At 63.1% G+C, this 18,049-nt stretch carries 16 protein-coding genes and 1 tRNA gene; 2 read left to right on the top strand and 15 right to left on the bottom strand.

Annotated elements, in window-relative coordinates; translation table 11 throughout:
- Nucleotides 1-5: 5 nt before the first annotated feature.
- On the top strand, nucleotides 6-1,352 hold the full coding sequence (locus J2X19_RS07190) for a sigma-54-dependent transcriptional regulator (protein ID WP_310371938.1): 1,347 nt from the start codon (nucleotides 6-8) through the stop codon (nucleotides 1,350-1,352).
- Between the two features lie 59 nt (nucleotides 1,353-1,411).
- Here the strand turns inward: J2X19_RS07190 and J2X19_RS07185 are convergent.
- The 11 genes from J2X19_RS07185 to J2X19_RS07135 all read right to left on the bottom strand — a co-directional run bounded on the left by J2X19_RS07185 (nucleotide 1,412) and on the right by J2X19_RS07135 (nucleotide 10,760).
- A tRNA-Val gene (locus J2X19_RS07185) sits at nucleotides 1,412-1,486 on the bottom strand.
- 27 nt (nucleotides 1,487-1,513) lie between these two features.
- Nucleotides 1,514-2,227 (bottom strand): DNA polymerase III subunit epsilon, encoded by a 714-nt coding sequence (dnaQ, locus tag J2X19_RS07180; protein ID WP_116608158.1) that lies wholly within the window; start codon nucleotides 2,225-2,227, stop codon nucleotides 1,514-1,516.
- A gap of 58 nt (nucleotides 2,228-2,285) precedes the next feature.
- A complete protein-coding gene (gene fdx, locus J2X19_RS07175) occupies nucleotides 2,286-2,624 on the bottom strand; it encodes an ISC system 2Fe-2S type ferredoxin (RefSeq protein WP_116608159.1) in 339 nt (112 codons plus the stop codon).
- A 1-nt stretch (nucleotide 2,625) separates the two neighbouring features.
- Complete coding sequence (hscA, locus tag J2X19_RS07170; RefSeq protein WP_310371935.1) at nucleotides 2,626-4,482, bottom strand: Fe-S protein assembly chaperone HscA; 1,857 nt, start codon at nucleotides 4,480-4,482, stop codon at nucleotides 2,626-2,628.
- A gap of 32 nt (nucleotides 4,483-4,514) precedes the next feature.
- The gene (gene hscB / locus J2X19_RS07165) at nucleotides 4,515-5,042 is read right to left on the bottom strand and encodes a Fe-S protein assembly co-chaperone HscB (protein ID WP_310371933.1); all 528 of its coding nucleotides are present in this window, start codon (nucleotides 5,040-5,042) and stop codon (nucleotides 4,515-4,517) included.
- 62 nt (nucleotides 5,043-5,104) lie between these two features.
- Nucleotides 5,105-5,428, bottom strand: a complete 324-nt coding sequence (iscA, locus tag J2X19_RS07160; RefSeq protein ID WP_310371930.1) for an iron-sulfur cluster assembly protein IscA — start codon at nucleotides 5,426-5,428, stop codon at nucleotides 5,105-5,107.
- A gap of 1 nt (nucleotide 5,429) precedes the next feature.
- Nucleotides 5,430-5,828, bottom strand: a complete 399-nt coding sequence (gene iscU / locus J2X19_RS07155; protein ID WP_116608162.1) for a Fe-S cluster assembly scaffold IscU — start codon at nucleotides 5,826-5,828, stop codon at nucleotides 5,430-5,432.
- Between the two features lie 23 nt (nucleotides 5,829-5,851).
- A complete protein-coding gene (locus J2X19_RS07150) occupies nucleotides 5,852-7,072 on the bottom strand; it encodes an IscS subfamily cysteine desulfurase (RefSeq protein WP_116608163.1) in 1,221 nt (406 codons plus the stop codon).
- Between the two features lie 85 nt (nucleotides 7,073-7,157).
- Nucleotides 7,158-7,694, bottom strand: a complete 537-nt coding sequence (iscR, locus tag J2X19_RS07145) for a Fe-S cluster assembly transcriptional regulator IscR (RefSeq protein WP_092761350.1) — start codon at nucleotides 7,692-7,694, stop codon at nucleotides 7,158-7,160.
- Nucleotides 7,695-7,927: 233 nt separating this feature from the next.
- Nucleotides 7,928-10,030 carry an excinuclease ABC subunit UvrB gene (gene uvrB, locus J2X19_RS07140; RefSeq protein ID WP_310371924.1) on the bottom strand — a complete coding sequence of 701 codons (2,103 nt, stop codon included), beginning with the start codon at nucleotides 10,028-10,030 and terminating at the stop codon, nucleotides 7,928-7,930.
- Nucleotides 10,031-10,094: 64 nt separating this feature from the next.
- Nucleotides 10,095-10,760 (bottom strand): ion channel, encoded by a 666-nt coding sequence (locus J2X19_RS07135; RefSeq protein ID WP_310371921.1) that lies wholly within the window; start codon nucleotides 10,758-10,760, stop codon nucleotides 10,095-10,097.
- A 251-nt stretch (nucleotides 10,761-11,011) separates the two neighbouring features.
- On the opposite strand from J2X19_RS07135, the gene J2X19_RS07130 reads away from it, so the two are divergent.
- Nucleotides 11,012-12,208, top strand: a complete 1,197-nt coding sequence (locus J2X19_RS07130) for an amino acid aminotransferase (protein WP_310371919.1) — start codon at nucleotides 11,012-11,014, stop codon at nucleotides 12,206-12,208.
- A gap of 83 nt (nucleotides 12,209-12,291) precedes the next feature.
- Here the strand turns inward: J2X19_RS07130 and J2X19_RS07125 are convergent, their stop codons facing one another.
- The 4 genes from J2X19_RS07125 to J2X19_RS07110 all read right to left on the bottom strand — a co-directional run bounded on the left by J2X19_RS07125 (nucleotide 12,292) and on the right by J2X19_RS07110 (nucleotide 18,001).
- Nucleotides 12,292-12,939 carry a PEP-CTERM sorting domain-containing protein gene (locus tag J2X19_RS07125; protein WP_310371917.1) on the bottom strand — a complete coding sequence of 216 codons (648 nt, stop codon included), beginning with the start codon at nucleotides 12,937-12,939 and terminating at the stop codon, nucleotides 12,292-12,294.
- 72 nt (nucleotides 12,940-13,011) lie between these two features.
- Complete coding sequence (locus tag J2X19_RS07120; protein WP_310371915.1) at nucleotides 13,012-14,679, bottom strand: AbfB domain-containing protein; 1,668 nt, start codon at nucleotides 14,677-14,679, stop codon at nucleotides 13,012-13,014.
- A gap of 370 nt (nucleotides 14,680-15,049) precedes the next feature.
- Nucleotides 15,050-16,690, bottom strand: a complete 1,641-nt coding sequence (locus J2X19_RS07115; protein WP_310371913.1) for an isovaleryl-CoA dehydrogenase — start codon at nucleotides 16,688-16,690, stop codon at nucleotides 15,050-15,052.
- Between the two features lie 117 nt (nucleotides 16,691-16,807).
- Entirely contained in the window at nucleotides 16,808-18,001 is a 1,194-nt protein-coding gene (locus tag J2X19_RS07110; RefSeq protein ID WP_310371911.1) for an aminotransferase-like domain-containing protein, read from the bottom strand.
- Between the last annotated feature and the right edge of the window lie 48 nt (nucleotides 18,002-18,049).

Raw genomic sequence — 18,049 nt, 5'->3', positions numbered from 1 at the left:
AGCATATGGCGCGCATCCTGATTGTGGACGACGACCCCGCCCTGCTGCGGCTGTTGTCGTTGCGCCTGCACTACGAAGGACATACCGCCATAGAAGCCAGCAGCGGCATGCTGGCTCTGGCCAAGCTGGACCATGAGCTGCCAGACATGATGATCACCGACCTGCGCATGCCCGGGATGGACGGGCTCGAACTCTTTGAAGCCGTGCACCGGCGCTACCCCCTGCTACCGGTATTGATGCTGACCGCCAACGGCACCATTCCCGACGTGGTGAAAGCCATGCAAAGAGGTGTGTTTGGCTACGTCACCAAGCCGTTCGAGGGTGTAGACCTGATGCGCGAAGTAGACCGGGCGCTGGCCGTGTCATGTGCACTCGGTGCCGACATGCCCGCCGACTGCAAGGGTGAATCCTGGCGCGAAGCCATCGTCACGCGCAGCCCACGCATGGAAAAACTGCTGGCCGAAGCCCGCCTGATGGCACAAAGCGATGCGTCGGTGCTGATCCACGGTGAAAGCGGCACCGGCAAGGAGCTACTGGCGCGCGCACTGCATGCGTCCAGCGCGCGCCGCCAAGAGCCGCTGGTGGCGGTGAACTGCGGCGCCATTCCCGAGAACCTGGTCGAATCCGAGCTGTTTGGCCACACCAAGGGCGCCTTCACCGGCGCGGTGCGCGACAGCGTGGGGCTGTTTACCAGCGCCCACCGGGGCACGATCTTTCTGGACGAAATTGCCGACCTGCCGCTGGCCATGCAGGTCAAACTACTGCGCGTGCTGCAGGAGCGCGAGGTCCGTCCGGTAGGCGCCGCCAAGTCGCACAAAGTGGATGTTCGGGTCATTTCTGCCTCCAACCGCCGGCTCGAAGACGAAGTGGCCGCCGGCCGCTTCCGCGAAGACCTGTTCTACCGGCTGAATGTAGTCAGCCTGACCCTGCCGCCGCTGGCCGAGCGCCGCGAAGACATTGCCCTGCTGGCCAACCATTTCATGCGCACCCTGTCGCAGCGCTATGCCAAAACCATCAGCGCTTTCGCACCTGGCGGGCTGGAGCAATTGAGCACTGCGCCCTGGCCGGGCAATGTGCGCCAGCTGCAGAACGTAGTCGAAAAATGTGTGGTGCTGTGCACCGGCTCGTTGATTGCCGCCTCTCTGGTGCAGAACGCGCTGAGCAGCCAAGGCGCCGAACTGCTGCCGCTGGACGAGGCGCGCAAAGAATTCGAGCGCAGTTACCTGACGCAATTACTGAAGATCACCAACGGCAACGTGGCCCAGGCGGCCAAGCTGGCCAAGCGCAATCGCACGGATTTTTACGCGCTGCTGGCGCGGCACGAGATCGAGTCGGCACGCTTCAAGACCTGACGCCCCGGTCCTGCGGGCAACAAAAAAGCCGATAAGTCGTGGACTTATCGGCTTTGATTTGGTGGGCGATGCAAGTTTCGAACTTGCGACCCCTGCAGTGTGAATGCAGTGCTCTACCCCTGAGCTAATCGCCCTGAATTCGTTATCAGGTAAGCCTCAAATTATACAACATTATTTTCGTGATTTCGCCAAACCGTCTTACCGCCACTGGATTTATCGAGTTGCTTCAACAGATCCAGATGCGCGGTGGTCTCGTCCTCTCCGGCTAACAGCACGGGCAGCACAAAACCGGACAAATCCATTTGCGGCACGGCGGCCACCGAGGTGTCCTCGTCGCCCACATCGATCAGCAGCGCGTCCTGGCCGCGCGTCAGGTTGATGTAGACCTTGGCCAGCAACTCTGCATCCAGCAAAGCGCCATGCTTGTCGCGCACCGTGCGGTCCACCTCCAGCCGGTCGCACAAGGCGTCCAGCGAATTGCGCTTGCCCGGGTACAGCTCCTTGGCCATGGCCAGGGTGTCGACCACCCCGCTGACAAAACTCTTCAGCGGTGGCTTGCCCAGGCGCTCCAGTTCTTTGTTCAGAAATCCAACGTCGAACGCCGCGTTGTGGATGATGATCTCGGCATCGGCGCAGAAGGCCAGAAATTCGTCGGCGATCTCCGCAAACTTCGGCTTGTCACGCAGGAACTCGGTGGTGATGCCGTGCACCCGCAGCGCGTCTTCGTGGCTGTCGCGCTCGGGATTGATGTACTGGTGGAAGTGGTTACCGGTGAGCTTGCGGTGCAGCAGCTCGACACAACCGATTTCCAGGATGCGGTCGCCCCCCGTCGCCGACAGGCCAGTGGTTTCGGTATCAAGAATGATCTGGCGCATAAACTATCTTTTTAATAGCTGCTCGTGCAGGTAGTACCTGCGCTAACGGCCCTTTTTATCAGTGATTTTCTTTGGCGTGGTTGATGGTGTACTTGGGGATTTCCACCGTCACATTGGTCTGCGCCAGTAAGGCCTGGCAGCCCAGACGCGACTGCGGCTCCAGGCCCCAGGCGCGGTCCAGCAGGTCTTCTTCGTTCTCGTCCAGCTCGCCCAGCGACTGGAAGCCCTCGCGCACGATGACGTGGCAGGTGGTGCAGGCACAGCTCATGTCGCAGGCATGCTCGATGTTGATGTGGTTGTCCAGCATGGCTTCGCAAATCGAGGTGCCGGCCGGCGCGCTGATTTCTGCACCTTGCGGACAGTATTCGGGATGGGGGAGTATTTTGATGACGGGCATATCAGATCGTGGCTATGTTCTTACCGGACAGGGCATGCTGGATGCCCCGGTTCATGCGGGCAGCGGCAAAGGCTTCGGTGCCGTCGGCCAGCCGTTTGGTGGCGGCTTCGACCAGCTTGGCATCGCTGAGGGATTTGGCTTGCAGCAATTCAGCCCGCAGGACATCGACCTCGGCACGCTCGGCGGCGGACAACAAATCGCCGTCGGCATCCAGCGCGCTCTGGGTGGCCAGCAGCATGCGGTCGGCATCGACGCGGGCCTCGACCAGCGCGCGCGCCTGCATGTCCTGGGCGGCGGTGCTGAAGCTGTCTTGCAGCATCTGGGCGATCTGCTCGTCGCTCAGGCCGTAGCTGGGTTTGACGGTAATCTGCGCTTCCACGCCACTGCCCTGCTCTTTCGCGGCCACGCTCAGCAGGCCATCGGCGTCGACGGTGAAGGTGACGCGGATGCGCGCCGCACCGGCGGCCATCGGCGGAATGCCACGCAGCTCGAAGCGCGCCAGGCTGCGGCAGTCGGCCACCAGGTCGCGCTCGCCCTGCACTACGTGCAGCGCCAGCGCGGTCTGGCCGTCTTGGTAGGTGGTGAAATCCTGCGCCATCGCGGTGGGGATGGTCTGGTTGCGCGGCACGATGCGCTCGACCAGGCCGCCCATGGTTTCTATGCCCAGCGACAGCGGGATCACGTCCAGCAGCAGCAGGTCTTCGGCACCGCTGTTGCCGGCCAGTTGGTTCGCCTGGATGGCGGCGCCCAGCGCAACCACTTCGTCGGGGTTCAAGTTGGTCAAGGGCGGCCGGCCAAAGAATGCAGCCACCGCCTGCTGCACCTGCGGCATGCGGGTGGAGCCGCCGACCATCACCGTGCCCTGCACTTCGTCAACGCCGAGCTTGGCATCGCGCAGCGCCTTGCGCACGGCGGCCATGGTGCGGGCCGTCAGCGGGGCCGTGGCGGCTTCGAAGTCGGATTTCTTAACGTCAAATCGCAGGTTTCCGCTGGATAGATCTGCGCTTATAGCTACGATATCTGTAGCAGACAAGGCTTCCTTGCAGGCCCGGGCCGCGGTTTGCAGCGCCACTTTGTCGGACGCGGTAGCCGCCTCGCGGCCGGTTTGCGCCAGCACCCAGTCGGCCAAGGCACGGTCATAGTCGTCGCCACCCAGGGCCGCATCGCCACCGGTGGCGATGACTTCGAACACGCCCTGGCTCAGGCGCAGGATGGAAATATCGAAAGTGCCGCCGCCCAGGTCGTAGACCGCGTAAATGCCTTCGCTGGCGTTGTCCAGGCCATAGGCGATGGCGGCCGCCGTGGGCTCGTTGATCAGGCGCAGCACGTTCAGGCCGGCCAGCTGCGCCGCGTCCTTGGTGGCCTGGCGCTGGGCTTCGTCGAAGTAGGCAGGCACGGTAATCACTGCGCCATATACATCGTCGTTGAAGCTGTCCTCGGCCCGGAAACGCAGGGTCGCCAGGATCTCGGCGCTGACCTCGACCGGCGATTTCTCGCCGTGCACGGTCTGCAGGCCGACCATGCCAGGCTTGTCGATGAACGCATAGGGCAGCTTTTCACGCTGGGCGATATCGGCCAGGCCGCGGCCCATGAAGCGCTTGACCGAGGCGATGGTGTTCTCGGGGTCACCGGCCTGGGCCGCCAGGGCGTCATGGCCGATCTGGCGCTTGTCGCCGGCCAGGTAGCGCACCACGCTGGGCAGGATCACCCGGCCCTGGGCATCGGGCAGGCACACGGCCTCGCCGCTGCGCACGGTAGCGACCAGCGAATGGGTGGTGCCCAGGTCGATGCCCACGGCATGGCGCCGCTGGTGCGGATCGGGCGACTGGCCGGGTTCGGAAATTTGAAGAAGCGCCATCGGGGGTTTTCAGTAGTTCTAGGGGCTAATTGTCACAGCTGGGCGGTACCCATTGCGTCGAGGCGGTCGTCCACATCGCGGGCAAAGCGTTCGATGAACATCAGGGCGCGTACTTGCTGCGCCGCCTGCGCGTAGTCGTGGGCCACGTCCAGCAGCCGCGTGCATTCGGTCAGGCTGTCGCGCCGGGCCTGCAGCACTTCGGTGTTCAACGCTTCCAGCGCCGCCGCGCTGTCGGCATCGTCCAGGGCCTCGCGCCACTCCATTTGCTGCATCAAAAAAGCCTTGGGCATGGCCGTGTTGTCCTCGGCCTGGATGCCGGCGCCGTGCAGCTCGCACAGATAGGCGGCGCGCTTCAGCGGGTCTTTCAGCCGGGCCCAGGCTTCGTTGATGCGCACCGACCACTGCATGGCCACACGCTGCGCGGCACCGGCCTGAGCCGCAAAGCGATCGGGGTGCGCCTCGCGCTGCAGCGCCTGCCAGCGTGCCTGCATGGCCGCATGGTCCTGCGCAAACTGCACGGGGATTTCAAACAGCTCGAAGTCGTTGGATTGGAGGTTCATAGATGCCAAGAAAAAACCGCCAGCACACAGGGCGCGGGCGGTTGGTGTTCGGAGCACTGCCGTTAGATCCGGAAGCTTTCTCCGCAGCCACATTTGTCCCGCTCGTTCGGGTTCTCGAACTTGAAGCCTTCGTTCAGGCCTTCACGCACAAAGTCCAGCTGGGTGCCGTCGATATAGGCCAGGCTCTTGGGATCGACCAGCACCTTGACGCCATGGCCTTCGAAGACGATGTCTTCCGGGGCCAGCTCGTCCACATATTCAAGCCTGTAGGCCAGACCCGAACAGCCGGTGGTCTTGACACCCAGGCGCACGCCCACGCCCTTGCCGCGTTTGGCCAGGTAGCGGGTCACATGCCGGGCGGCGGCCTCTGTCAACGTCACAGCCATGTCAGTGGACCTGGGCGGCTCCGTGTTTTTGCTTGTAGTCGTGCACTGCGGCCTTGATGGCGTCTTCGGCCAGGATGGAGCAATGGATCTTGACCGGCGGCAAAGCCAGTTCTTCGGCGATCTGGCTGTTTTTCAGCGCTGCCGCTTCGTCCAGGGTCTTGCCCTTGACCCATTCGGTCACCAGCGAGCTGGAGGCAATCGCCGAGCCGCAGCCATAGGTCTTGAAGCGCGCGTCTTCGATCACGCCGGTCAAGGGGTTGACCTTGATCTGCAGCTTCATCACGTCGCCGCAAGCCGGTGCGCCGACCATGCCGGTGCCCACGCTGTCGTCGCCCTTTTCAAACGAACCCACGTTACGGGGGTTCTCGTAGTGGTCTACCACTTTTTCAGAATAAGCCATGGTGTTTACCTCTTCAATTCAAATCAGTGTGCCGACCATTGGATGGTGCTGATGTCGATGCCATCTTGGTACATCTCCCATAAAGGGCTCAGGTCGCGCAGCTTGGCCACGTTGACCTTGATGGTATCGACCGCGTAGTCGATGTCGGCTTCGGTGGTCCAGCGGCCAATCGTCATGCGCAGGCTGCTGTGGGCCAGCTCGTCGCTGCGGCCCAGGGCGCGCAGCACATAGCTGGGTTCTAAACTGGCCGAGGTGCATGCCGAGCCACTGGACACGGCCAGGCCCTTGATGCCCATGATCAGCGACTCGCCTTCGACGTAGTTGAAGCTCATGTTCAGGTTGTGCGGCACGCGCTGGGTTTCGTGGCCGTTGATGAACACCTGCTCGATGCCTTTCAGGCCAGCCAGCATGCGGTCGTGCAAGGCCTGGATGCGTTGGTTTTCCACCGCCATTTCTTCCTTGGCGATGCGGTAGGCCTCGCCCATGCCGACGATCTGGTGGGTCGGCAAGGTGCCGGAGCGCATGCCGCGCTCATGGCCACCACCGTGCATTTGCGCTTCCAGGCGGATGCGTGGCTTGCGGCGTACGAACAGCGCGCCTATGCCTTTGGGGCCATAGGTTTTGTGCGAGGTCAGGCTCATCAGATCCACCGGCATGGTGGAAATATCAAACGCGACGCGGCCGGTGGCTTGCGCTGCATCGGAATGGAAGATCACGCCCTTTTCGCGGCAGACCGCACCGATGGCAGCGATATCCTGGATCACGCCGATTTCGTTGTTCACGTACATGACGCTGGCCAGAATCGTGTCGGGGCGGATCGCCGCCTTGAAGACTTCCAGATCGACCAGGCCGTCGGCCTGCACATCCAGATAGGTCACTTCAAAGCCTTGGCGCTCCAGCTCACGGCAGGTATCGAGCACGGCTTTGTGCTCGGTCTTCACTGTGATGATGTGCTTGCCCTTGGTCTTGTAGAAATGCGCGGCGCCTTTGAGCGCCAGGTTGTTGGACTCGGTCGCGCCCGAGGTCCAGACGATTTCACGCGGGTCGGCGCCAATCAGTGCTGCCACCTGCTCGCGGGCTTTTTCGACCGCGGCTTCCGCCTCCCAGCCCCATGCATGGCTGCGGGATGCGGGGTTGCCGAAATGCTCGCGCAACCAGGGAATCATCGCATCCACTACCCGCTCGTCGCAGGGGTTGGTGGCGCTGTAGTCCATGTAAATGGGGAAATGGGGGGTGGTGTCCATTGGCTAGCTCTCAAAAATCTCGGTGAAGGCTGGCTTTAAAAAAGCGCTGTTAAGAAATTACGATTTGGCAAACACGTTGCAGACATTACGACTTGGCAAACACGTTGCCAAGGGCAAAAACCGAATTCGGCCCGGTGATGCGCATGGGCTTCACGACCGGCATGCTGGAGATCGCACGCTTGACCATGGGCTTGCTTTCGATCTGCACGCCCTTAGCGAGCTGTTCGTCGACCAGCTTCTGCAGGCTGACGGAATCCAGGAACTCGACCATGCGGGTATTCAGAGAGGCCCAGAGATCGTGGGTCATGCAACGACCGGCTTCGCCCAGGCAGTTTTCCTTGCCGCCGCACTGGGTGGCATCGATGGGTTCGTCCACCGACACGATGATGTCGGCAACGGTGATCTCGGCTGCCTTGCGGCCCAGGGTGTAACCGCCGCCAGGGCCGCGGGTGGACTCCACCAGATCGTGGCGGCGCAATTTGCCGAACAACTGCTCGAGGTAAGACAGGGAAATCTGCTGGCGCTGGCTGATAGCGGCCAGCGTGACGGGGCCGTTGTTTTGGCGCAAGGCCAGATCAATCATGGCGGTGACCGCAAAACGGCCTTTGGTGGTGAGTCGCATCGCAAGCTCCTTCTGGTTGGCTGTACTGGTTGTGAACATCGGGCCGAAACTGCGTTTCAACAGACCCCGGCACCCTTTTCCTCCAGCTTGCAACCGCTTTAATCACGGTTGCGCGCCCTCAACTGCTGGTTTTTCTTTATTGACAGAGCGATTATAGCAGAGAAGCCCATCAAATCCGTCGGGTAACGATACTAATCAGTCACATTTAGAACGATAGGTCTTTTTGCGGCAGCTTACAGCACCACGTTGTCGTGGCCCGAGGCGCCGAAGGCCTGGGTCTTCAGCAGCGCCAGCTGGTCGCGGACCCGGGCAGCCTTCTCGAACTCCAGGTTCTTTGCATGCTCCAGCATCAGCTTTTCCAGGCGTTTGATTTCGCGGGCAATGTCTTTCTCGCCCATGTCCTCCACCTTGGCGCGCTGGATCGCGTCCTGTTCCAGTTTCTCGGCCTCACGGCCTGATTTCTCGCTGTACACACCGTCGATCAGGTCTTTCACCTGCTTGATGATGCTGCGCGGCGTGATGCCCTGGGCCAGGTTGTGCGCAATCTGCTTGGTCCGACGCCGCTCGGTTTCGTCGATCGCCTTGCGCATCGAATCGGTGACCTTGTCGGCATAGAGAATGGCCCGGCCATTTAAGTTCCGCGCGGCCCGACCAATGGTCTGGATCAATGAACGCTCGGAGCGCAAAAAACCTTCCTTGTCGGCGTCCAGAATCGCCACCAGCGATACCTCGGGCACGTCCAGCCCTTCGCGCAGCAGGTTGATGCCCACCAGCACATCGAAGGCACCCAGGCGTAAATCGCGCAGGATCTCGACCCGCTCCACCGTGTCCACGTCGCTGTGCAGGTAGCGCACCTTGACGCCGTTTTCGGTCAAATAGTCGGTCAGCTGCTCGGCCATGCGCTTGGTCAGCGTGGTGATGAAAACCCGCTCGTTCTTCTCGACCCGAATGCGGATCTCCTGCAGCACATCGTCGACCTGGTGGGTGGCGGGCCGCACCTCGACCTGCGGATCGACCAGGCCGGTGGGCCGCACCAGCTGCTCGACCACTTGGCCGGTGTGCTCCTTTTCCCAGTTGCCGGGGGTGGCCGTGACGAACACCGCCTGGCGCATCTTGGTTTCGAATTCTTCGAACTTCAGCGGCCGGTTGTCCAGCGCGCTGGGCAGGCGAAAGCCATATTCCACCAGCGTGGTCTTGCGTGCCCTGTCGCCGTTGTACATGCCGCCGAACTGGCCGATCAGGATGTGGCTTTCGTCCAGGAACATCAGCGCGTCCTTGGGCAGGTAGTCGGTCAGCGTGGACGGCGGCTCGCCCGGCAAGGCGGCGCTCAGATGCCGGGTGTAGTTCTCGATACCCTTGCAATGGCCGATCTCGGTCAGCATTTCCAGGTCAAACCGGGTGCGCTGCTCGAGCCGCTGGGCCTCCACCAGCTTGCCGGCACTGACCAGCTCTTTCAGCCGGTCCGACAACTCCATCTTGATGGTCTCTACCGCCGCCAGCACCTTGTCGCGCGGCGTCACGTAATGGCTGCTGGGGTAGACGGTGAAGCGCGGGATCTTCTGCCGGATACGGCCGGTCAGCGGGTCGAACAGCTGCAGGGTTTCGACCTCGTCGTCGAACAGCTCGATGCGGATCGCCAGCTCGGAATGCTCGGCGGGGAACACGTCGATGGTGTCGCCACGGACGCGGAACTTGCCGCGGCTGAACTCCATGTCGTTGCGCTGGTACTGCATGCGGATCAGCTGGGCGATCACGTCGCGCTGACCCATCTTGTCGCCGGTGCGCAAGGTCATCACCATGCGGTGGTAGCTCTCGGGCTCACCGATACCGTAAATGGCCGAGACCGTGGCCACGATCACCACGTCGCGCCGCTCCATCACGCTCTTGGTGCAGCTCAGCCGCATCTGCTCGATGTGCTCGTTGATGGCGCTGTCCTTCTCGATGAACAGGTCACGCTGCGGCACATAGGCCTCGGGTTGGTAGTAGTCGTAGTAGCTGACGAAGTACTCGACCGCATTGTTCGGAAAAAACTCGCGGAACTCGCTGTACAGCTGGGCCGCCAGGGTCTTGTTCGGCGCGAACACGATGGCCGGCCGACCCAGGCGGGCGATCACATTGGCCATGGTGTAGGTCTTGCCCGAGCCGGTCACGCCCAGCAGGGTCTGGAACACCTCGCCGTCGTTCACGCCCTCCACCAGTTGCCGGATCGCCTCGGGCTGGTCGCCGGCCGGCGGGTACGGCATGAACAGCTCGAACGGGGAATCGGGGAAGTGGATGAATTCGCCGGCCGGCTGCTCGGGAGAGGTGGACGGATACAGGGACACGGTTTCAGTCATGGGGCGCAGACTCCAAATCGACGGGATAGCGGCAGAAAACCCAATACTGTATAGGAATACAGGTTTACTTGTGCGACACCAGGGTCAAACCAATCAGACGCGACACCACCGCCGCCAGGTAGATCACCCCGGTGAACATCTCCAGGCTGGCCAGCGCGCGCGCATGCGGGGTGATGGGGATCACGTCGCCGATGCCGGTGCTGGACAGCAGCGCAAAGCTCAGAAACATCAGCTCGGTCCAGCTGCGCGGATCGCCCGAGTTCACCGCCGCCGCAAAGCAGCCGGGTTGCAGCGCCTGGGTCAGCACAAACAGATAGGTAAACGCCCAGGCCAGCAGGGTGAAGGTGGCGCCGGCGGCAAACAGCTCGTCGGTGGTCGCACGGTGGTCTTCCAGCATGTAGGCGATCAGGCTGAAGGCCGCATAAAAGTAGAACACCGCCTCCAGCCCCGCCGACCAGGGCAGCAGCTCTGGCATGCCGAACAAGGCCTGCAGCGCCAGCAGCACGATGGCCGGCAAGGCGATGCAGACGCTGACCCAGGTCAGGCCCGGCGTGCGCCGCACCATGCGGGTGGTGATGAACAGCACCACGATGCCGAAGGCGCCAAAGCCTATGCGCCCGGCCTCGGTGTTCTCAATAAATGGATACAGCACCATGCCCAGCAGCTGCACCATGAGCAGGATCGCGGACGGATGGCGGCGGGTGGTGATGTAGAGACGCAGATAACGCATGGCGCGATTGTCCGGCAAGCCAGCTGCCGCCCCGGCGGCACAGCTTCAAAATACAAGCCAAATCGGCAGTTCACGCATATTTTGATTGCGCAAGCAGCTATCAAAATAATAGTACCACTCCGGCAACCAACATGGTTCCATGCAATTCCGGCAGCCGGGTTGGCTACGGCGGCGGCTAAAATTCCAGGTTGCCCGTGCATGCTTTGCCGCGCCGGGCGCCCTCTTCCAGACCAACTCCATAGGACTTTTCCATGTCATTGTTCACCGCCGTCGAAATGGCACCGCGCGACCCGATCCTGGGCCTGAACGAGCAATTCAACGCCGACACCAACCCCAACAAAGTGAACCTGGGCGTGGGCGTGTACTTCGACGACAACGGCAAGCTGCCGCTGCTGGCCTGCGTGCAAGCCGTGGAAAAGCAAATGACCGACGCCCCCAAGCCCCGCGGCTATCTGCCGATCGACGGCGTGGCGGCCTATGACTCGGCCGTCAAAGGCCTGGTCTTCGGTGCCGATTCCGAACCCGTCACCTCGGGCCGCGCGGTCACCGTGCAAGGCATTGGCGGCACCGGCGGCCTGAAAATCGGCGCCGACTTCCTGAAGAAGCTGAACCCCACAGCCAAGGTGCTGATCAGCGACCCGAGCTGGGAAAACCACCGCGCGCTGTTCCAGAACGCCGGTTTCGAAGTCGACAGCTACGCCTACTACGACGCGGCCAAGCGCGGCGTCAACTTCGAAGGCATGCTGGCCTCGCTGAACGCTGCCGCTGCCGGCACCATCGTGGTGCTACACGCCTGCTGCCATAACCCCACCGGCTACGACATCACCGCCGCCGAATGGGACCAAGTGGTTGCCGTGGTCAAGGCCCGCAACCTGACCCCCTTCCTCGACATGGCCTACCAGGGCTTCGGCTACGGCATCAAGGAAGATGGCGCTGTCATCGGCAAGTTCGTCGCCGCCGGCCTGAGCTTCTTGGTCTCCACCTCGTTCAGCAAGAGCTTCAGCCTGTACGGCGAACGTGTGGGCGCCCTGAGCGTGCTGTGCGAATCCAAGGAAGAAGCCGGCCGCGTGCTGAGCCAGCTGAAGATCTGCATCCGCACCAACTACAGCAACCCGCAAATCCACGGCGCCACCGTCGTGGCCACGGTGCTGAACACCCCCGAGCTGCGCGCCCAGTGGGAAAGCGAACTGGGCGAAATGCGCGTGCGCATCAAGGCCATGCGCCAAAAGCTGGTCGACGGCCTGAAGGCCGCCGGCGTGCAGCAAGACATGAGCTTCATCACCAGCCAGATCGGCATGTTCAGCTACTCCGGCCTGAGCAAGGACCAGATGGTGCGCCTGCGCAACGAGTTCGGCGTCTACGGCACCGACACCGGCCGCATGTGCGTGGCCGCGCTGAACAGCAAGAACATCGACTACGTCTGCGCCTCCATCGCCAAGGTGGTTTAAACACCCTGCCCCGGCGTGAGGCCGGGGCTTGCTATCCAATCAATAGCTGCTACCGCATACTCTATATGCGCTAGCAGCTTTTTTTATACCCTATCTTCCTGCTGGGCCTTGCGCCGTGCCGTCCAGCCCAGCATGCCCAGACCGACCAGGGTCAGGGCCAGGGTGCCGGGTTCGGGCACGGCTTTGACTTCGAAGTCGGCGCCGGCCACATACAGGCCGGTGATGGTGAAGGACTTGATGATGGCGCCCGACTCCTGGAAGCCTAAAAACTGCCCAGAGTTCAAGCTGCCGTCGGTCAGAAAACTGAACTGCAGCGCATCCAGCAGCACATTGTTGGCGTCATAGGCGGCGATGGCCGCCGTGCTGTCGCTAGGCGCCCAGTTGAAGAAGCCACCAAAGCCCGACACCGCGGTGTCGAAGGTGAAGGTCATGGTGGTGGTCGTGGCGTCGTTGGTGGCCACCATGGTCATGTCGGAATTCCAGTCGCCATTCGCGTCAAAGCCGTAGCCATCGGTATTGCCGAACATCGAATTGGCGCCGGTACTGGTCCAGGTGATGCCGGGCGCCAGCTGCAGCGGACCGCTGCCGCGGTAAATATTGTTGATCGGCATAGTCAGCTGCGTAGCCCCAACCAGAGAGGTCACCGGCACGGCCACTGCCGTCACCGGCAAACCCAAGGCACCGGCCACCAGGCAGGCTGCGCCCACGCAACGGGAAATTGTGTTTTTCATAGTCTCAACCCATGGAATAAAAAAGTCCGGTGCCCGCCCGCAGACGGGCACCGGTGGGAGAAAAGCCTGCGCCTACTGGGTTTCCAGCGTGAAGGACGCGTCTATCTTCTGCTGGCTGCTGCCGGTGCTGGGCAGGCCCAGCAGCTGGTAGGCCATGTGGCGCAGGTACAGCGTGGTGTTGCCGTACCACTGCAGCGACACCATGTTCGCATCGCCGTTCAGGGCCGGCACCTTGCGGAAGGTGGCATCGCTCTTGAAGGTGCTGCTGTCCACATACGGGTCAACCCAGGTCAGGTTTTTCTTGTCGGCCGTGGCGATCCAGCCCAGGCCGTAGCCGCGGTTCGCCTGGGTCAGGCTGCCGCCGGTGGGCCAGCGGGTCGGGTTGGCGCTGTCTATGCGCAAGTACCGGCCGGCAAAGCCGGTGGCCTCGAACGACACCAAGTTGGGATCGATCGGGTCGGCCAGGCCGGGCACAGCCTTCCATTTGAAGTCGGCCGGCAACTGGCCGTTGGCGGTGTCGTTCAGCTGGGTGATCATGCCGTGGAACCAGGCGTGGGCCACATAGAACGGCGTGCCGCCTTCGGAATAAGTGGTCTTGATGCGGGTGCTGACGGGGGTGACGGTCACGCCGTAGTGCGCCTTCAGCGCGTCCAGCTGGGCCTGGGTGACGCGCACGGTATTCGCATGGCGCACGCCTTCGGGCAGCTTGAAGTCCACGCCATTGGTCAGCTTGGTCCAGGTCGCCGGGTCGGAGTCCAGGTTGGTGGTGGTCCAGCAGCCGAACACGCCGCCATTGCCGTAGTAGTCGGCATACATGTACCAGCGCTCCTGGCCCGGCACCTTGATGACCAGCGGGCCCTCGGTGCCCTGCATCACGCTCTGGTTGGCGCCGCGCGTCAGGTAGTTGGGCGAGATACGGGTGAACGAACCGGCCAGCAAGCCCGCGCCCGAGGACTTGGCGACCTGGATGTCCTTGCCGCTGCCGGTTTCGTCCTTGTAGAACAGGTAGTTGCGGCCGTTGAACGGCACGACGGTGGCGTCGATCTCGTCGTAGCCGGGGTCGAACAGCACCTCGGGCACCGGGTTCACCAGGCTGTTGAAGTCCTTGGTGTAGCTCACATAGGTGCGGCCACGGTCGGCATTGCCCGACCAGACGATGGCGTACTTGCGCCGGTCCGGGTCGTAGTAGGCCTCGGGCGCCCAGGCGTGCGGTTGGGTGTTGCTGCCCAGCGCCGTGGCCATGGTCAGGAAGCGCGGGTTGGTGAAGGTGATCAGGTCGGTCGAATCGGCGACGAAGATGCGCTTGCTCGGCCGGTTCCAGTAATTCGAGTCGTTCACCGCCAGGGTCCAGTCGGTGGCGATGTAGACGAACTTGCCGTCGTTCTTGCGCAGGATGTAGGGGTCGCGGATATGGCCGGAGCCGGCGATGCCCTGGATGGTGGTGGGCGCCTGGTACACCGGCTTGCCATCATTCAGGCCGGTCCAGTTCAGGCCGTCGGTGCTGAAAGCCAGGTGCAGGGAATCGTTCGGCAGGTCCTGGTTGGGCCCGAAGTAGCTCATCACCCAGGCTACCGAGGTGTCGGGGCTGGTGTCGGGCGGAATGTCGCCAGCGCCGGCGGTTGCCGTCATCTCGGTCGACGACGCGCTCACCGCGTCGGAGCCGCCGCCGCAGCCGCTGAGCAGCAGGGCCGAGGCTAAAAATGCCGTGCTGGCCTGCGCCAGCTTTTTGAAGAATGCCATGGTGGTAGGTGCTTTCGTTAGTGGCTATTGGTACACGTCCTTTCTTGAAAATGGGTTTAGGGCTGGGTGAATTCCCGCCCGCTCAAAACGACCGCCAGAGTGGCTCCAGGGTTTGCCATGTTGTCTGTCTCCTTTTGTTTTTGCGCGTGCCGGTGTGGTTGCAAATAGCCGGCCGCTGCGGCATCCTAGGGACACTTACGATATATATCCAATATAGATTGGCGGATATCCAATACCCAAACCGGCATTGGTGAATACCCTTTGCAGGCCATTAACCTGGATGTACAGCAGCACGGAGATATAGGAAAAACAAGGCTCTGGCGCTTATTCCACCAGCGCTGACAGCTACCGAATAGATAGCAACTGCGTTTTACAGCGGCTCGCCCCAGGCGCGCGCCAGAATCGCGGCGTGGTTCAGTCCCGGCGGCAGGCAGCCGTAGACCCGGCCCCAGGCCGGGCCGAAGCGCGAGGCAATGAAGGCGTCGGCCACATCGCCGGGCGCATGCTGCAGCAGCAAGCTGGCCTGTACCAGCAGCACCAGGTTTTGCGCGAACAGCCGGGCGCCGGCCTCCTCCAGTGCGGCATCGGTTTGCAGCGCCAGCAGCGCCGGCTGCAGCCGCGCATCGCCGCCGCAGTGCAACGCCAGCTCGTCCAGCAGCAGCTGCCAGGCGGCGGGCTCGTGGCGGATGGCGCGCAGTACGTCCAGGCACATCACATTGCCCGAACCCTCCCAGATCGAATTCACCGGCATGCCGCGGAACAGCCGCGCCAGCGGGCCGTCTTCCACATAGCCGTTACCGCCCAGCACCTCCATGGCCTCGCCGGCCAGCTCGACGCCGCGCTTGCAGACCCAGAACTTGGCGGCCGGCGTGACGATGCGTTGGTAGGCGCGCTGTAGCGGCTCGTCGGCCCGGCCGAAAGCCTGGGCCAGCTGCATCATCAGCTGGGTGGCGGCCTCGCTTTCCAGCGCCATGTCGGCCAGCACGCTTTGCATCAGCGGCTGCTCCAGCAAGGGCTTGCCGAACACCTGCCGGTGCCGCGCATGGTGCAAGGCCTGCAGCAGCGCCTGGCGCAGCATGCCGGCGCTGCCGATCACGCAGTGCAGCCGGGTGTAGCCGGCCATGGCCAGGATGGTGGGGATGCCGCGGCCCTCCTCGCCGACCATCAGGCCCCAGGCGTCTTGCAGCTCGACCTCGCTGCTGGCGTTCGAGCAGTTGCCGAGCTTGTCTTTCAGGCGCTGGATGCGCACCGCGTTCTTCTCGCCATCGGGCGTGAAGCGCGGCACGTAGAAGCACGACAGGCCGCCCTCGGCACGCGCCAGCACCAGGTGCGCGTCGCACATCGGCGCCGAGAAAAACCATTTGTGCCCGACCAGGCGGTAGGCCGCGCCGCGACCGCTGGCCGCCGCAATGGGCGTGGCCACGGTGGTGTTGCTGCGCACGTCGGAGCCGCCCTGCTTCTCGGTCATGCCCATGCCAATCAAGATCGCATCCTTTTGCGGAATCGGCAGATCCCTGGCATCGTGCTGGATGGCGTACAGCTTGGGCGCGAGCTGGGCAAACAGCACCGGCTCCTGCTGCAGCACCGGGATGCTGGCAAAGGTCATCGAGCCCGGGCACAGCGAGCCGTCCTCCACCTGGGCATGCAGGTAGAAGCCGGCGGCATAGGCGCTCCAGGCGCCGGGCCGCGGGTCGGAAAACGGCAGGGACACCAGGTTCTGCGCGCGGAACATGGCCATCACCGCATGCCAGGCCGGGTGGAACGTCACCACGTCGATGCGGTGGCCGCTGCGGTCAAAGCTGTGCAGCTCGGGCTTGTAGCGGTTCGCCTCTTCGGCCCAGCGCAGGGTTTGCTCGCGGCCCAGGGCGGTGCCGTAGGCCGCTACGGCCGCTTCATAGGCCTGCGCGCCGCCGCGCTGCAGCGCCTCCTGCAGGGCCAGGTCGCAGCCGTAGAGTGCGATGTCCTTGAGTTCGGGCACCACATTGGTGACATCGTGGGTAGTCCATGGCATGGGGGGCCTCCGTCTGCGCCAGTATAGACAGCAGCGGGCCAAGCACCAAACAGGGCTGCAGCGCAGTATCTACCTGCACCCGCAGCTATACAAACAGGAGCATCCCTATCCCAGCCGTCAGAGCGCCTGGCCGAGCCGGGCAATGCCTTCTTCGATCTTTTCCACGCCGACAGTGGCAAAGCTCAGGCGCAGGGTGGACTTGTCGGCATCGTGCGCGAAGAACGGAGCGCCGGGCACAAAGGCCACCAGCTTCTCGATCGCGCGCTTGGCAAACGCGCTGGCGTCGCGGCCTTCGGTCAGCTTGGCCCAGAAGAACATGCCGCCCTGCGGCGCGTTAAAGGTGATGGCGCCACCCAGTTCGCGCTGCAGCGACTCGGCCATCACCCGCGCACGCTCGGCGTAGACCTTGCGCACCACGGCCAGCGTACCGTCCAGGCGGCCCAAAGTCAGATAGTGCGCGGCCGTGGCCTGGGTCAGGTTGCTGGTGTGGGCGTCGCTGAACTGCTTGCACATCGTGGCATTGGCCAGCAGCGCCGGCGGGGCAATCATCCAGCCCACGCGCAGGCCGGGACTGAGGATCTTGCTCATCGAGCCGCAGTGCGCCAGCCAGTCGCGGCTGCCGGGCACATCGGCGCTCAGGGCCAGGATGCTGGGCGGCGGCGGCTGGTCGAAGTACAGCTCGCCATACGGGTCGTCTTCGACCACCAGGGTGCGGGTGCGCACGGCGATGTCCAGGATACGCTTGCGCCGCTCCAGGCTCAGGGTGGCGCCGCTGGGGTTGCCGAAGGTGGGGATCAAGTACACCAGCTTCGGTCTATGCTCGTCGATCAGTTTTTCCAGCGCGTCCACGTCCACGCCATTGGCGTCGATCGGGGCGCTGATGACCTGCGCGCCGTACAGGCGGAAGCACTGGATGGTGGCCAGAAAGGTCGGGCCTTCGACGATCACCTTGTCGCCGGGGTTGATCATGGTCTTGCCGATCAGGTCCAACGCCTGCTGGCTGCCGGTGGTGACGATCAGGCCGTCGGGCGCCACAGTCACGCCCTTGTTGCCCATGAACTTGCTGAGCTGCTCGCGCAGCGGGTTGTAGCCCTCGGTGGCGCCGTATTGCAGCACCGGGCCGGGGGTATTGGCCAGCACGGCGGCGGTGGACTCGGCAATGCCCTCCACGTCGAACAGCGCCGGGTCGGGAAAGCCGCCGGCAAAGCTGATGATGCCGGGCGTGCCCAGCAGCTTGAAAAGTTCACGGATGGCCGAGGTTTCGACAAACTGGAGGCGGTCGGCAAACGGTAAAGACACGGGCAGGGACATGGTGGGTTCTCGCTTTCTGGCCGCTATTGTCGCCAATGTAGGACGCAG

It is taken from the genome of Rhodoferax ferrireducens, from assembly GCF_031458075.1.
Lineage (GTDB): Bacteria > Pseudomonadota > Gammaproteobacteria > Burkholderiales > Burkholderiaceae_C > Rhodoferax_B > Rhodoferax_B ferrireducens_A.
This window is presented reverse-complemented; position numbering and strand designations above follow the sequence as displayed.